Source organism: Aureimonas endophytica, from assembly GCF_014642635.1.
GTDB lineage: Bacteria > Pseudomonadota > Alphaproteobacteria > Rhizobiales > Rhizobiaceae > Plantimonas > Plantimonas endophytica.
The window spans coordinates 1122652-1137030 of the sequence record NZ_BMIQ01000001.1; the positions used below are offsets into that span (position 1 = coordinate 1122652).

The window sequence follows — 14379 nt, forward strand, 5'->3', positions numbered from 1 at the left end:
GAGCGTGCCGTCAGGCGCGCGGCAGAACGACGACCGCCTCGACCTCGAACAGCATGGGGTCGATCGCGAGCTTGGGAACGGGAACGAGCGTTTGCGCCGGCAGCGCCGCCCCGAACATCTCCGTGACCGCCTGCGTCAACACGCCGAGCTTGGACATGTCGTGGTCGACGACGAAGACCGTCAGCTTGGCGACATGTTCCGGCTTGGCTCCCAGCGCATCGAGGGCGAGACGGAGATTGCGATAGGCCTGGCCAACCTGCGCGGCGAAGTCCGGGGACAGGGCGCCGGTGGCGTCCTGGCCGCCCTGGCCAGAAACGAAGGCCAGCCTCGCGCCGCCCGGCACGACCACCGCCGTGCTGTAACCGTTGGGCGACGGGTCGTGGAGCGCCGACGGATTGACGATGGTCAGCGCGTCGGCGGCAAGCGCCGGAGAAGCGGCCAGCATGGGATGTCCTCCTGAGACGAGATGCTTGACGAGGCCGGGCACGGTCTTCCCGCGACCAAACCGGAACGGAATTCTCCGCCGGCCCGACCGGGAAAGCCGTGTGACGGCGTGAGACATCGCACGGTGACTCGTACGATGTACGTCTTGTAGTATCGTACGCTGTACGAGTCAAGTTCGCCTGTCGACATAGCCCCCGTCGGCGGCCACAACCGGGGTCTGGATCGAGGGACAAGGCCGATGGCAGGCAAGCGCGGCAAGGCGCGGACCGATGGGGGCGGAACGGGCGAGGACGCGCCAAGCGACCCGCCCCTCACCCGCGAACGCATCGTGGCGACGGCCGTCGACCTTCTGGATGCCGAGGGCATCGGCGGCCTGACGATGCGCCGGCTGGCCGACCGCCTCGGCGCGGGCGTGATGAGCCTCTACTGGCATGTCGAGAACAAGGACGACGTCCTGGCCCTGGCGCTCGATACGGTGCTCGCCTATCGCCCGCCCGCGTCGACGGATGTTCCGGCCGATTGGCGCGGGCAGGTCGTTCATCTCTTGGAGGACTGGCGCGTCGCCATGCTGCGCCATCCCTGGGCCGCGACGCTACTGCCGCGCCAGCCCCTCGGCCGGAACGCGCTCGACCGTCTCGAACGACTAAGCAGGACGCTATCCGAAGCGGGGGTGGCGGACGACGATCTGAACGCCGCGATCTGGTCGCTCTGGAACTCGGTGATGGGCGCCACGGTGACGCGGGCCAGCTACGATCGTTCGGCGGAAGACCGCGCGGCGGCGCAGCGCCGCCTCGAAGACCCGAGCGGGCAGCATCCGACGATCGAACGCTCCCGCCTGCTTCTGGACGACGATTGGGACGGCGTCTTTCGACGCGGCATCGGCTTCCTGCTCGACGGCCTGTCCCGCCGGCCGCGCTGAACGCCTGTTCCGGTCGGACGAGCCTGTCCGGTCAGGTCGAGGCGCTCAGGTCTTGGCGGCCCAGGCTTCCATCGCCTGCTTGAACACGCGGTCGCCCGGCACGCCCTTCTCGATCGAGATCAGCGCCCGCCTGCCCGTGGCATAGGCGATCGGCACGTCGATCCATTCCTGCTTGCCGAGCAGCGCGAGATTGGTTTCCGTCGCCTTGTCGAGATTGTTGAGCGCGACGACGAAGAAGCCGTCCGAGATCTTGCCGGCGACGCCGATCAGCGGCTCGCCGCGCGCCTCCTCGGTCGGCTTCAGCGCGAGACGCTGGACATTGACGATCTGGCCGCCGTCGAAGCCGGGCGGCACGTCGAACTGCAGTTCGATCACATGGCTCGCCGGCAGCGTCGCGTCGAGATTGCGCCGGATCGTCATGGTCATCTTCAGCTTCTCGCTCGGCACGTCGGCGACCGCGCGGATCGCCGGCTCGGGCGGCTGGTCGTCGGCCGGCGGCTCGTTGACGACGCTCCAGACGACATTGCCGAGCTGCTGCGTGCCCTGCTGCGTGTCCGTCCGCTCCTCGTAGAACATGGCGCGCTGCGAGACGGCGGGCGAGGCAGCGTTCGGCTTGGCGCCGGTCGCGGGAGGCGCCGGTGTCTGGGCGGCGGGCGGCGCGGCAGGGCTCGGTGCGGCGCCGGGCGGCACGACAGGCTCCGGCGTCGCGGCGGCGACATTGGTGCCCTCGTCGAAGGCGTTCGGATTGCCGGCGCCCGGCCCCTCGTCCACTTCGCGGCCATCCGGCAGCAGGCGCTGGGTGAAGCGGCGCTTCGACGCCCCGGCGGGCGCCGCCGACGGCGCGGCACCGGTGCCGCCGTCCGTCGCGCCGGGCGTCGCGTCCGGCGCGGCGGTGGACGGGAGGCTGGCGACATCCGGGCTGGAGGCCGAGGGCGTGGCGGCCGGCGTCGCAGTGTTCGCGGCGCTGCCGGTCTCGCCGCCGATGAGGGTCTCGATCTCGCCGCGATAGAGGTAGCCACCCGCGCCGAGCGCGATCAGCGCGAGAGCGGCGACGCCGGCGAAAAGCGGTGCCCGGCTCTTCTTCGGCCGGGGTGGGCGGGAGGGTGCATAGCGCGGCGCGCTTGTATCGGCGCCGGGAATGTCGAGCCCGCCTTCTTCCGGCTCGATCGAGCGGATGCCACTGTCCGGCAGGCCGAGACGCGGCTCACGCCGCTCCGGCCGGGCGCCGCGATCCGGCTCGACCCGCCGCTCGGCCGAGGGGGACGGCGCGGGCGCGCGGGCGAATTCGGCATCGGCGCGCGGCATGCGCGGAATGGGATCGGCAGGCGTCGCCGGCGTCGCCAGGCTGCGGAAGGGCGGACGCCCCTCGGTCTCGCGCGGCGCGCGCGGCGGCTCGGCCGCTGCGGCGGGCGGCGGCACGGGCAGCGGCGAGCCAAGCGGCTCCGGCACCGCATCGACACCATCCACCGCCAGATAATGCGCCTCCGTCGCCTCGATCGCGTCCTCGAGCGCGGCGGTGCGCACCGCCACGACATCGTCGGCCAGCGGCGGATTGGCGTTCTCGATCTGGCGGAGAATGGCGGCGCGCGCCTTCTCGTAGACCTTCGCGCGCAATTCCGGCGTCGCGTTGGGCAGCCCATCGATCGTCTTGCGCAGAACCGCGCCCAAATCCGCCATTGACCGATGCCATCCGTTGCCTGCGCCGCAGGGCCACGCGGCCTCACGCGCCGCATTCCCTTGCGTCAGATCCCGCCCTCCCCCGGCAACGCGGCCGGAGACGGGTTAGAGGTCTGATTCAGTATGTCAAATTTTCGATCAGTCCGCATAAACCATTCCGCGTCCGACCGGAAGCGCGGAACGGCTGGCGCAAGGGGCTCGAACCGCCGCTTCGCTCAATCCTCGAAGGGATCGCGGACGAGGATCGTGTCCTGCCGCTCGGGCGAGGTGGAGAGCAGCGTCACCGGGCAGCCGACGAGCTCCTCGATCTGGCGGACATATTTCACCGCCTGGGCCGGGAGTTCGCTCCAGCTGCGGGCGCCGGCGGTCGTGTCCTTCCAGCCTTCGTAGGTCTCGTAGATCGGCTCCAGCCGCTGCTGGGCGCCGAGCGTGGCGGGCAGGTAGTCGATCTCCTTGCCGTCCAGCCGATAGCCGACGGCGATCTTGATCTCGTCGAGACCGTCGAGCACGTCGAGCTTGGTCAGAGCGAGGCCGGTCATGCCGTTCACCGCCACCGCCTGGCGCACCAGCACCGCGTCGAACCAGCCGCAGCGGCGCTTGCGCCCCGTCACCGTGCCGAATTCGTGGCCGCGCGTGCCGAGGAAGTCGCCGACCTCGTTCTGCTGCTCGGTCGGGAACGGGCCCTCGCCGACGCGGGTCGTATAGGCCTTGGTGATGCCGAGCACGAAGCCGATGGCGGACGGCCCGAGGCCGGCGCCCGCCGCCGCCTGACCCGCGACCGTGTTGGACGAGGTGACGAAGGGATAGGTGCCGTGGTCGATGTCGAGCAGCGTGCCCTGCGCCCCCTCGAAGAGGATGCGGTCGCCGGCCTTGCGGTGCTTTTCGAGAAGCTGCCAGACGCGGTCGATATAGGGCACGATCTCGGCGGCGACGGCGGTCAGCTCGGCGAGGATCGCCTCGGCCGAGACTTCCTCGACGCCGAGGCCCCGGCGCAGCGGATTGTGATGGGCCAGCAGCCGCTCCACCCGCTCCGGCAGGATGTCGGGATCGGCGAGATCCATGACGCGGATCGCGCGCCGGCCGACCTTGTCCTCATAGGCCGGGCCGATGCCGCGCCGCGTCGTGCCGATGCGGGTGCCGATGTTGGAATTCTCGCGCGTCGCGTCGAGTTCGCGGTGGACGGACAGGATCAGCGCCGCATTGTCGGCGATGCGCAGCGTTTCCGGCGAGATGTCGACTCCCTGCCCGCGCAGCCGGTCGCGCTCGGCGACGAAGGCATGCGGATCGAAGACGACGCCGTTGCCGATCACCGACAGCTTGCCGGGCCGCACGACGCCGGAGGGCAGGAGCGACAGCTTGTAGGACACGCCGTCCACCACCAGCGTATGGCCGGCATTGTGGCCGCCCTGGAAGCGCACCACCACATCGGCGCGCTCGGAGAGCCAGTCGACGATCTTGCCCTTTCCTTCGTCCCCCCACTGGGAGCCGACGACGACGACATTTGCCATGAAAGTTCCAATCCTGCGGGCCGTGAGGCGGAGGAGCCGACGAGTTCCCGGCCTTTTATCCGCCATGGCGCGCGACGGGAAGCGGCAACCGCTTCGATGGCGCAAACCATGGGGAAATCCACGGCGAAGGCGCGCCGCAAACGAGGGGCGCGAACGCGCGGGCGATGGCGCGGCACGCGCTTCCCGCGCCGCGAATTTCCGCCTAAAGCCCGGCGATGAAACGCCTTCTCGCCCATCCCTATCTTCTGCTCGCGGTGACATCCTTCTTCTGGGGCGGCAATGCGGTGGCGGGGCGGCTGGCGATCGGCCATGTCTCGCCGATGGTGATCACCAGCCTGCGCTGGCTCGTCGCCGTCCTGATCCTCGCGCCCTTCGCGCTTCGCGACGTGCGCCGCGACTGGCCGGCGATCCGCCCCCGGCTGCCGCTTCTCTTCGTCCTCGGCGCCGCCGGCTTCACGGTCTTCAACGCGATCTTCTACGCCGCGCTGCTGCACACGACGGCGATCAACGTGATGATCGAACAGGCCTCGATGCCGCTCGTCGTGTTCCTCGCCGGCTTCGTGCTTTTCCGCACGCCGGCGAGCCTGCCGCAGATCGTCGGCTTCAGCCTCACCCTCGTCGGCGTCGCCGTGCCGGCGGCGCACGGCCATCTCGCGACGCTGCTGGCGCTCGACCTCAATCGCGGCGACGCGATGATGATGGCGGCCGTGGTGATCTACGGCCTCTACACGATCGCGCTGCGCTACAAGCCGGCGATCCATTGGCGCTCGATGATCTTCGTGCTTTCGGCCTCGGCGCTCGTCGCCTCCCTGCCCTTCCTCGCCTACGAGACGGCGACGGGCACCGCGCAATGGCCGGATCTCGAAGGCGCGCTGATCGTCCTCTACATCGCGCTCGGGCCGTCGCTGGCCGGCCAGACGCTCTATATCAGGGGCGTCGAGATGATCGGGCCGAACCGGGCCAATCTCTTCATCAACCTCACGCCGATCTTCGGCGCCGCGCTCGCCATGGCCGTCCTCGGCGAGGACCTGTTCCCCTATCACATCGCGGCGCTGGTCTTCGTGCTCGGCGGCATCGCCCTCGCCGAGAAGGGACGCCTTTCGGCCGAGGCGCCCGCCGCGCCGCCGGTGCCGGAGGACGGCGAGACGGCATGAAAAAGGCGCGCCGGCCAAAGCCCGCGCGCCCTCGCATCGTTCCGCCGAAGGTCTAATCAGACCTCGAAGGACAGAAGCTTCGCCTGGCCGACGCCCTCGATATTGCGGATGTCGGCGAGCGCCGCCTCGCCCACCGCCTCGTCGAGATAGAGGATGGCGATGGCGTCGCCGCCCTTCGCGTCGCGGCCGAGATGGAAGTTCGCGATGTTCACCTTATTGCGACCGCAGGTCATGCCGATCTCGCCGATCATGCCCGGCACGTCGCGATTGGTGATGTAGAGCATGTGGCGACCGACCTCGGCCTCCAGGTTGATGTCCTTGATCTGGATGAAGCGCGGCTTGCGGTCGGCGAAGCAGGTGCCGGCGACCGAGCGGGTCATCTTCTCGGTCTTCACCGTCAGCTTGATATAGCCGTCGAAGACGCCCGACTTGTCGCGCCGCACCTCGGAGACGATGATGCCACGCTCCTTGGCCATCAGCGGCGCGGAGACCATGTTCACCGTCTGCACCAGCGGCTTCAGGAGGCCGGCGATGGCGGCGCTCGTCAGGGCGCGCGTGTTCATGGCGGCGGTCGCGCCGTCGAACAGGATCTCGATCTCCTTGATCGGGTCCTCCGTCACCTGGCCGACGAAGGCGCCGAGGATCTCGGCGAGCTTGACGAAGGGCGTCAGGATCGGCGCTTCCTCGGCGGTGATCGAGGGCATGTTCAGCGCGTTGGAGACGGCGCCGTTGACGAGATAGTCCGACATCTGCTCGGCCACCTGCAGGGCGACATTCTCCTGCGCCTCCTCGGTCGAGGCGCCGAGATGCGGCGTGCAGACGACGTTGTCGAGCGAGAAGAGCGGGCTTTCCTTGGCCGGCTCGGTCTCGAAGACGTCGATGCCGGCGCCCGCCACCTTGCCGCTCTTCAGCGCCGCGTAGAGATCGGCCTCGTTGACCAGCCCGCCCCGCGCGCAGTTGATGATGCGCACGCCGTCCTTCATCTGCGCGATGGCGGCGGCGTCGATGATGCCGCGCGTCTTGTCGGTGAGCGGCGTGTGCAGGGTGATGAAGTCGGCGCGGCGGAAGAGCTCCGGCAATTCGACCTTCTCGATGCCCAGCTGCTCGGCACGCTCGGCCGACAGGAAGGGATCGAAGGCGACGACCTTCATCTTCAGGCCCGTGGCGCGGGCCGCGACGATCGAGCCGATATTGCCGCAGCCGACGATGCCGAGCACCTTGCCGGTGATCTCGACGCCGAGGAAGCGGTTCTTCTCCCACTTGCCGGCCTTGGTGGACAGATCGGCGGCGGGCAGATCGCGGGCGACGGCGAACATCATCGCGATCGCATGTTCGGCCGTGGTGATGGAATTGCCGAAGGGCGTGTTCATCACGATGATGCCGCGACGCGAGGCGGCCGGGATGTCGACATTGTCGACGCCGATGCCGGCGCGACCGACCACCTTCAGCTTCGACGCCGCCTCGATCACCTTCTCGGTGACCTTGGTGGCCGAACGGATGGCGAGGCCGTCATACTGGTCGATCACGGCAAGGAGCTGGTCCTTGTCCTTGCCGAGATCCGGCAGGTAGTCGACCTCGACACCGCGATCCTTGAAGATCTGCACGGCGGTTTTCGAGAGCTGATCGGAAACGAGAACGCGAGGGGCCATGGGAGGATGCTCCGGTGAGCCTGTGAAGGGGAAAGCGTTGAATGGACGGGCGCCTCCCCCTCTCCCGAGTCGGGAGAGGGTGGGTCGCGTCAGCGAGCCGGGTGAGGGAGCCGTAGGGCGCAAACGCCTGTGCCCTGTCGCTCCCTCATCCGCCTGCCGGCACCTTCTCCCGGTTCGGGAGAAGGCGCGGTGACGACGAAGGCGCCTGTCCGGAATGGACGATAGCGAGACGCGTCAGGCCGCCTTGGCGGCGGACTCGGCCTTCTCGGCTTCGTAGGCATAGGCGAGCCAGGGCAGGAGCGCCTCGACATCGGCGGTCTCGACGGTCGCGCCGCACCAGATGCGCAGGCCCGCCGGCGCGTCGCGATAGGCGCCGATATCGAGGGCGACGCCCTCCTTCTCGAGCCGGGCGACGACGCCCTTGGCGAAGGCCTGCTGCACTTCGTCCGAGGCGCCGGCGATCGCCGGGTCGGTGAAGACGAGGCAGACGGAGGTGTTGGAGCGGATCGCCTTGTCCTTGGCGAGGAAGCCGAGCCAGGAATTCTCGGCGACGAAGCGCTCGATCGCGGCGAGATTGGCGTCGGCGCGGGCCTTCAACACCGGCAGTCCGCCGATCGACTTCGCCCAGCCGAGCGCGTCGAGATAGTCCTCGACACAGAGCATCGACGGCGTGTTGATCGTCTCGCCCTTGAAGATGCCCTCGCTGAGCTTGCCGCCGGAGGTGAGGCGGAAGATCTTCGGCAGCGGCCAGGCCGGCTTGTAGGTCAGCAGCCGCTCGACGGCGCGCGGGCTGAGGATCAGGACGCCATGCGCCGCCTCGCCGCCCAGCACCTTCTGCCAGGAGAAGGTGACGACATCGAGCTTGTCATAGGGAAGGTCCTGGGCGAAGGCGGCCGAGGTCGCGTCGCAGATGGTCAGGCCCTGCCGGTTCGCGGGGATCGCGTCGCCATTCGGCATGCGCACGCCGGAGGTCGTGCCGTTCCAGGTAAAGACGACGTCGCGGTCGAAATCGACCTGCGCGAAATCGACGATCTCGCCATAGGACGCCTCGAAGATGCGGGCATCGGCGAGCTTCAGCTGCTTCACCGCATCCGTCACCCAGCCCGAGCCGAAGCTTTCCCAGGCGACCATGTCGACGCCGCGGGCGCCGAGCAGCGACCACATGGCCATCTCGACGGCCCCGGTATCGGAGGCCGGGACGATGCCGATGCGGTAGTCGGCCGGAACGCCGAGGATGTCGCGGGTGTCCTCGATGGCCTTGGCGAGCTTGGTCTTGCCGAGCTTCGAGCGGTGCGAGCGGCCGAGGGCGGCATCGCCGAGGGCCTCCAGCGACCAGCCGGGTCGCTTGGCGCAAGGGCCGGAGGAGAAATGAGAAACGTTCGGACGAGCGTCCGGGCGCGCGATATTCGCCATCAAAGCTATCCTTCCAGATAGAAGCGCCTCGTTGGGGAGGCGTGTCCCGCTGCGGGCACTACTCTTCGGCGATGTCGGCGTCAAGCCGATGAATGTCGTGAAAAGAAAAATGGCGGGCCGAGGCCCGCCATCCATTCTTTCGTAAGTTTCGGTCTTCGTCAGAACAGCGAGTAGCGCAGGCCCGCCTGGATCGTGTGCCGGTCGAAGCCGTCGTCCTTGAGGGTCGCCGTGCCGCCGCCCGCCGTCACCTTGCCGATCTCGCCACTGTCGATATTCACGTAGCGATAGCCGACATCGAGCTTGAGGTTCGGCGTCAGGTCGTAGGACGCGCCGCCCATGAGGGCGAAGGCGAAGCGCCAGTCGTCCTCGCCGTTCTTCATCGCGACGTCGAAGCCGGCGCCGCAGCTCGTGCCGGTGAGACAGGTGGCGGGCAGCGAGAGATCGTATTTCACCCGCGCCGCGCCGACGCCGGCGCCGACATAGGGGGTGACGCCGACGAAGGTGCCGAGGTCGAGATAGGCATTCGCCATCACTTCCCAGGTCTTCACCTCCGAATCGCCGCCGGAGCAGGCATAGCCGGCGGCGAGCGCGGTCGGGCAGGCCGAGTCGGAGAGGCCGGAGCCGGACAGGGAAAGGTCGGTCTGCCAGTAATGCGCCGTCAGGTCGCCACGCAGGAAATCCGTGACCTGATAGCCGAAGCCGGCGCTATAGGCGGCATTCGCGTCGAGGCTGGCGCCGCCGAGGCTGCCGTCGCGGCCGATCGTGGCGCCGAAGCCGTCCTGGTAGGAATTGGTGAACTTGGTGTCGATGTCGCGCTCGAAATCATAGGCGACGTCGCCGCGCAGATACCAGCTGCTGCCGATTTCCACCGGCACATAGGAGGGGCTCTCGATCGGCTGGTCGAGAATATCCGCCGCGCGCGCCGAGGCGGGCAGGCCGGCGGCGAGAAGGGCGAGAAGAACGAGGCTTTTCGCGGACTGCATCGGAGGGTCCTCGGACGGCCGGCGCCCGGCGCCGGCGGCATTCATCTTTCGGAAACCATACCGGCAATCCCTTAAGGGATGCTTAACCGTGTTTCTTAACCGGACGGCCCTGCCCTCTCGCCCCGAACGAAAAAGGCGCGCCGCAATGGGCGCGCCTTCCTTCGGACCGGAATGAGGCGATCAGTAGAATTCGTAGCGCAGGCCGACGCGCACCGTATGGAGATCGAAGCCGTCGTCGCGGATCTGCGCGCCGGAGGCGCCGGCCAGCTTGGCCGTCTCGTCATAGGCAAAGGCATCGCCGCCGGTGACATGGGTATATTTGTAACCGGCATCGAGTTTCAGGGCGCCGGTCAGGTCGATCGTCGCGCCCGCCATCAGCGAGGCGGCGAAGCGCCAGTCGTCCAGCCCCTCATGCTCGAAGGAGACATTCGTCGGGTCGCCGCATTTGATGCCGCACTGCTCGCTCGTCATCGTGCCGTAATCGACATAGGCGGCACCGATGCCGGCGCCGATATAGGGCACCACGGTCGGGCCGAAGACCGGCAGATCGACATAGGCATTGGCCATCGCTGTCCAGACATCGACATCGGCGCGATCATTGTAGCCGCAGACGATGTTCGGCGCCGCCTGGCCGAATTGCGAGGCCGCGACATAGCTCGGGCATTGCGTGCTGCCCTTGAAGTCCGGGTTGAAGTAGTCGACCGTCGCGTCGACGCGCAGCATGTCGTTGAACCGGTAGCCGACGCCCGCGCCGAAGCTCGCCGCGTCGCCGAGCTCGAAATTCTTGTAATGGAACGTGTCGTCGACGCCCTCGTAGCCGGGATATTCGTTCCAGAAGTCCCAGTTGCCCTTGCTCTTGTCCTTGAAGACATAGCCGACATCGCCGCGCAGATACCAGCCGGAGGCGATCGGCGCCTCTTCCACGGGCAGGGGCTGCTCGATCAGGTCGGCGGCCAGCGCCGACCCGCCGGTCATGAGCAGCAGGGCGAGGGTCGAAAGAATTCGGGAACGCGACATGGCTGCTCCGGGCGAAACGACCGGCCCGATGCCGGTGAAGTCCGAACCAAAGTGCTTTGTTAAGGTTAATAAGGCCCTAATTCGCGCCCGGCAGGACGCTTAGGCGGCCACCTGTTGCAGCGCGCCGATGATGTCGTCGACCACGCGGTTGACGAGGATCGGGTCGTCGCCTTCCGCCATGACGCGGATCAGCGGCTCGGTGCCGGAGGGCCGGATGACCAGTCGTCCGCCATTGCCGAGACGGTCGCGGCCCGAATTGATCGCCTTCTGCACCCCCTCGCCTTCCAGCGGCTGGCCGCCGGCGAAGCGCACGTTCTTCAGCACCTGCGGCACCGGCTCGAACTTGCGGCAGGCCTCCGAGACCGGGCGCCCGCTCTTGGCGACGACCGACAGGACCTGGAGCGCCGAGACGAGGCCGTCGCCGGTCGTGCCGTAATCCGACAGGATGATATGGCCCGACTGCTCGCCGCCGACATTGTAGCCGTGCTGGCGCATATGCTCGACCACATGCCGGTCGCCGACCTTGGTGCGGGCGAGCTGCAGGCCGCGATCCTGCAGGAAGCGCTCGAGGCCGAGATTGGACATGATCGTCGCGACGATGCCGCCGGCCGCCAGTCGCCCGTCCTCGGCCCAGGATTCGGCGATCAGCGCCATGATCTGGTCGCCGTCGACGATCTCGCCGCGCTCGTCGCAGATGATCACCCGGTCGGCGTCTCCGTCGAGCGCGATGCCGATATCGGCGCGCACCTCTCGCACCTTCTCGCAGAGCGCCTGCGGGCTGGTCGAGCCGCAATTCAGGTTGATATTGGTGCCGTTCGGATCGACGCCGAGCTTCACGACCTCGGCCCCGAGCTCCCAGAGAACCTCCGGCGCCACCTTATAGGCCGCGCCGTTGGCGCAGTCGATCACGATGCGCAGCCCCTCGAAGGACTGGGCGCGCGACAGGGTCCGCTTGGCGAATTCGGCATAGCGGTCGCGGCCGCCGTCGTCATAGCGCTTGGCGCGGCCGAGCCGGCCGCCGCCGGCCAGATGCGCGCTGAGATCCTGTTCCAGAAGCGCCTCGATCTCGCTCTCGATCTCGTCCGACAGCTTGTAGCCGTCCGGGCCGAAGAGCTTGATGCCGTTGTCCTCGAAGGGATTGTGCGAGGCGGAGATCATCACGCCGATATCGGCGCGCATCGAGCGCGTCAGCATTGCGACGGCCGGGGTCGGGATCGGCCCGAGCATCAGGACGTCCATGCCGACCGAGGTGAAGCCGGCGCAGAGGGCCGGCTCCAGCATATAGCCGGACAGGCGCGTATCCTTGCCGATGACGACACGGTGCTGGTGGTCGCCGCGCCGGAAGGCGATGCCGGTCGCCATGCCGACCTTCATCGCCAGATCCGCCGTCATCATCTTGGAATTGGCGCGACCGCGAATGCCGTCCGTGCCGAAATACTTCTTGCCCATGAGTCCCGCCTGGTTGTGCGAGGGAGGGATTAACGATCGCAGACTGAAGGAAAAAGTAAAAAAGAATATCAACCCTAACATGTCGCCGGGCCAAACATGCGAACGGCGGCCGATCGGCCGCCGTCCATCAGGCTTGGCGTTGGGGAAACCGGCTCAGACCGAGGGCTGCGGCTCGAAGCCGCCTTCTGGCTTCGGACGCGGCATGGAGCCGGTCTTCGGCACGGTCGAGCCGCGCGACGGAGGCGTGTCGTCGCCCATGTCGCGGGACAGCGGCTTGCCCGCGAGAAGGTCGCGCACCTCGTCGCCCGACAGCGTCTCGTATTCGAGCAGGCCCTTGGCGAGCGTGTGCAGCTCGTCGAGATGCTCGTTGAGGATGCGGCGGGCCTTGTTCTCGGCCTCCTCGATGATGCGGCGCACTTCGCTGTCGATCAGCTTGGCCGTCTCTTCCGACATGTTCTGCTGCTGCGCCACCGAATGGCCGAGGAAGATCTCCTCCTGGTTCTGGCGGTAGCGCAAGCGGCCGAGCTTGTCGCTCATGCCGTATTCCATCACCATCGCGCGGGCCATGTTGGTGGCCTGCTGGATGTCGTTGGAGGCGCCGGTCGTGACGTTTTCGAGGCCGTAGATGATCTCCTCGGCGGCGCGGCCGCCGAAGATCATGGAGAGCCGCGCTTCCATCTCGTTCTTGCGCATGCCGTAGCGGTCGCGCTCCGGCAGGTTCATGGTAACGCCCAGTGCCCGGCCGCGCGGAATGATCGTCACCTTATGCAAGGGGTCGTTGAAGGGCTCGTGGATGCCGACGAGGGCGTGGCCGGCCTCGTGATAGGCGGTCAGCGTCTTCTCGTCCTCGGTCATGGCCATCGAGCGGCGCTCGGCGCCCATCATCACCTTGTCCTTGGCATCCTCGAATTCGAGCATGGTGACGAGGCGCTTGGAGCGGCGGGCCGCCATCAGCGCCGCCTCGTTCACGAGATTGGCGAGATCGGCGCCGGAAAAGCCCGGCGTGCCGCGCGCGATGGTCTTCAGATCGACGTTGGGCGCCAGCGGCACGTTGCGCACATGCACCTTCAGGATCTTCTCGCGGCCGCCGACATCGGGGTTCGGCACCATCACCTGACGGTCGAACCGGCCCGGACGCAAGAGCGCCGGGTCGAGCACGTCCGGCCGGTTGGTCGCGGCGATGAGGATGATGCCCTCGTTCGCCTCGAAGCCGTCCATCTCGACCAGAAGCTGGTTCAGCGTCTGCTCGCGCTCGTCATTGCCGCCGCCGAGGCCCGCGCCGCGATGGCGGCCGACTGCGTCGATCTCGTCAATGAAGATGATGCAGGGCGCGTTCTTCTTCGCCTGGTCGAACATGTCGCGGACGCGGCTGGCGCCGACGCCGACGAACATCTCGACGAAGTCCGAACCCGAGATGGTGAAGAAGGGCACGTTCGCCTCGCCGGCGACCGAGCGCGCAAGCAGCGTCTTACCCGTGCCGGGAGGGCCGACGAGCAGCACACCGCGCGGGATCTTGCCGCCGAGGCGCTGGAACTTCTGCGGCTCGCGCAGGAATTCCACGATCTCCTCGAGATCCTGCTTGGCCTCGTCGACGCCCGCCACATCGGCGAAGGTCACCCGGCCATGCGCCTCGGTGAGCAGCTTCGCCTTGGACTTGCCGAAGCCCATGGCCTTGCCGCCGGCACCGCCCTGCATCTGGCGCATCAGGAAGATCCAGACGCCGAGGATGAGGAGGATCGGCCCGAAGGACAGGAGCATCGACCAGATCGGATTGGAATTGTCCGACGGCGCCGCCGCGTTGATCTGGACGTTCTTCGCCTCCAGACGGCCGACGATGTTCGGATCGCCCGGCGAATAGGTCTGGAACGAATTGGCCGAGTCGCTGTATTTGCCGGTGATGCGCGGCCCCTGGATCGTGACGGTGCGCACGCGGCCCGAATCCACGTCCGACAGGAACTGGGAATAGGCGATTTCGGAGGCGTTGCCGCTCTGCGACCCGTTCGAGAAGAGCTGGAAGAGGGCGATCAACAGCAGCGCGATGATCGCCCAGAGCGCAAAATTGCGAAAGTTCTGATTCATCTCAAGTCCCAGGCGTCACGCGCCAGCGCCGGGAAGGCGCGAAGCGAAGATAGGCAGGCGGAAGAGCTATGCCAACGGCACCCGGCC

The 14379-nt window shown here is 67.7% G+C and carries 11 protein-coding genes; 2 read left to right on the plus strand and 9 right to left on the minus strand.

Features of this window, described 5'->3' with window-relative positions; translation table 11 throughout:
- Window positions 1-10 precede the first annotated feature (10 nt).
- Window positions 11-445: a RidA family protein gene (locus IEY14_RS05650; RefSeq protein ID WP_188907189.1), complete on the minus strand. Its 435-nt coding sequence runs from the start codon at window positions 443-445 to the stop codon at window positions 11-13.
- A gap of 237 nt (window positions 446-682) precedes the next feature.
- Here IEY14_RS05650 and IEY14_RS05655 point away from each other — a divergent pair, with 237 nt between their 5' ends.
- Window positions 683-1363: a TetR/AcrR family transcriptional regulator gene (locus IEY14_RS05655; RefSeq protein ID WP_188907190.1), complete on the plus strand. Its 681-nt coding sequence runs from the start codon at window positions 683-685 to the stop codon at window positions 1361-1363.
- Window positions 1364-1408: 45 nt separating this feature from the next.
- Here IEY14_RS05655 and IEY14_RS05660 read toward each other — a convergent pair whose 3' ends face one another.
- Window positions 1409-3040: a hypothetical protein gene (locus IEY14_RS05660; RefSeq protein ID WP_188907191.1), complete on the minus strand. Its 1632-nt coding sequence runs from the start codon at window positions 3038-3040 to the stop codon at window positions 1409-1411.
- Window positions 3041-3255: 215 nt separating this feature from the next.
- Window positions 3256-4548 (minus strand): adenylosuccinate synthase, encoded by a 1293-nt coding sequence (locus tag IEY14_RS05665; protein WP_188907192.1) that lies wholly within the window; start codon window positions 4546-4548, stop codon window positions 3256-3258.
- A gap of 215 nt (window positions 4549-4763) precedes the next feature.
- Here IEY14_RS05665 and IEY14_RS05670 point away from each other — a divergent pair, with 215 nt between their 5' ends.
- Window positions 4764-5702, plus strand: coding sequence for a DMT family transporter (locus IEY14_RS05670; RefSeq protein ID WP_188907193.1), 939 nt, complete (start codon window positions 4764-4766; stop codon window positions 5700-5702).
- A gap of 56 nt (window positions 5703-5758) precedes the next feature.
- On the opposite strand, the gene serA is transcribed toward IEY14_RS05670, so the two are convergent.
- The 6 genes from serA to ftsH form a co-directional block, all read right to left on the minus strand.
- On the minus strand, window positions 5759-7351 hold the full coding sequence (gene serA / locus IEY14_RS05675) for a phosphoglycerate dehydrogenase (protein ID WP_188907194.1): 1593 nt from the start codon (window positions 7349-7351) through the stop codon (window positions 5759-5761).
- Between the two features lie 234 nt (window positions 7352-7585).
- Window positions 7586-8764: a phosphoserine transaminase gene (locus IEY14_RS05680; protein WP_188907195.1), complete on the minus strand. Its 1179-nt coding sequence runs from the start codon at window positions 8762-8764 to the stop codon at window positions 7586-7588.
- Between the two features lie 158 nt (window positions 8765-8922).
- Window positions 8923-9747, minus strand: a complete 825-nt coding sequence (locus IEY14_RS05685; protein WP_188907196.1) for an outer membrane protein — start codon at window positions 9745-9747, stop codon at window positions 8923-8925.
- A 180-nt stretch (window positions 9748-9927) separates the two neighbouring features.
- On the minus strand, window positions 9928-10764 hold the full coding sequence (locus IEY14_RS05690; protein WP_188907197.1) for an outer membrane protein: 837 nt from the start codon (window positions 10762-10764) through the stop codon (window positions 9928-9930).
- A gap of 99 nt (window positions 10765-10863) precedes the next feature.
- A complete protein-coding gene (gene glmM, locus IEY14_RS05695) occupies window positions 10864-12213 on the minus strand; it encodes a phosphoglucosamine mutase (RefSeq protein ID WP_188907198.1) in 1350 nt (449 codons plus the stop codon).
- Window positions 12214-12366: 153 nt separating this feature from the next.
- The gene (gene ftsH, locus IEY14_RS05700) at window positions 12367-14292 is read right to left on the minus strand and encodes an ATP-dependent zinc metalloprotease FtsH (protein ID WP_188907199.1); all 1926 of its coding nucleotides are present in this window, start codon (window positions 14290-14292) and stop codon (window positions 12367-12369) included.
- Between the last annotated feature and the right edge of the window lie 87 nt (window positions 14293-14379).

Excerpts from the sequence above, each read along its gene's own strand:
- IEY14_RS05650 (WP_188907189.1), bottom strand. The coding sequence starts at position 445 with ATGCTGGCCGCTTCTCCGGCGCTTGCCGCCGACGCGCTGACCATCGTC.
- IEY14_RS05655 (WP_188907190.1), top strand. The coding sequence starts at position 683 with ATGGCAGGCAAGCGCGGCAAGGCGCGGACCGATGGGGGCGGAACGGGC.
- IEY14_RS05660 (WP_188907191.1), bottom strand. The coding sequence starts at position 3,040 with ATGGCGGATTTGGGCGCGGTTCTGCGCAAGACGATCGATGGGCTGCCC.
- IEY14_RS05665 (WP_188907192.1), bottom strand. The coding sequence starts at position 4,548 with ATGGCAAATGTCGTCGTCGTCGGCTCCCAGTGGGGGGACGAAGGAAAG.
- IEY14_RS05670 (WP_188907193.1), top strand. The coding sequence starts at position 4,764 with ATGAAACGCCTTCTCGCCCATCCCTATCTTCTGCTCGCGGTGACATCC.
- serA (WP_188907194.1), bottom strand. The coding sequence starts at position 7,351 with ATGGCCCCTCGCGTTCTCGTTTCCGATCAGCTCTCGAAAACCGCCGTG.
- IEY14_RS05680 (WP_188907195.1), bottom strand. The coding sequence starts at position 8,764 with ATGGCGAATATCGCGCGCCCGGACGCTCGTCCGAACGTTTCTCATTTC.
- IEY14_RS05685 (WP_188907196.1), bottom strand. The coding sequence starts at position 9,747 with ATGCAGTCCGCGAAAAGCCTCGTTCTTCTCGCCCTTCTCGCCGCCGGC.
- IEY14_RS05690 (WP_188907197.1), bottom strand. The coding sequence starts at position 10,764 with ATGTCGCGTTCCCGAATTCTTTCGACCCTCGCCCTGCTGCTCATGACC.
- glmM (WP_188907198.1), bottom strand. The coding sequence starts at position 12,213 with ATGGGCAAGAAGTATTTCGGCACGGACGGCATTCGCGGTCGCGCCAAT.
- ftsH (WP_188907199.1), bottom strand. The coding sequence starts at position 14,292 with ATGAATCAGAACTTTCGCAATTTTGCGCTCTGGGCGATCATCGCGCTG.